This window comes from Massilia genomosp. 1 (assembly GCF_011682185.1).
Lineage (GTDB): Bacteria > Pseudomonadota > Gammaproteobacteria > Burkholderiales > Burkholderiaceae_D > Telluria_A > Telluria_A rubra.
In genome coordinates, this window is record NZ_WHJF01000696.1 from 1 (window position 1) to 224 (window position 224).

At 50.4% G+C, this 224-nt stretch carries 1 protein-coding gene; it reads left to right on the forward strand.

Going from position 1 to position 224, the window contains the following annotated elements; translation table 11 throughout:
• Window positions 1–86 precede the first annotated feature (86 nt).
• The coding region (locus tag F1735_RS38695) for a helix-turn-helix domain-containing protein (RefSeq protein WP_167241683.1) at window positions 87–224 on the forward strand (138 nt) is incomplete at its 3' end.

Here is a 224-nt window from a genome sequence, read left to right on the forward strand (position 1 = left end):
ACCAAATGTAGGTGCATGAGGAAAACACCGTGTCTTCCGTGGCGAATTTCATTGTAATGACTCATAGACCAAGCTATAATCGAAGCATGCAACGACGACAAGCCTATCAATACGAACTGATGCCAGATGGCGAGCAAGAGCGCAATATGCGCCGCTTCGCTGGCGCGTGCCGATTCGTCTGCAACAAGGCGTTGGCGATGCAAAAAGAGAATCATGAGGCCGGT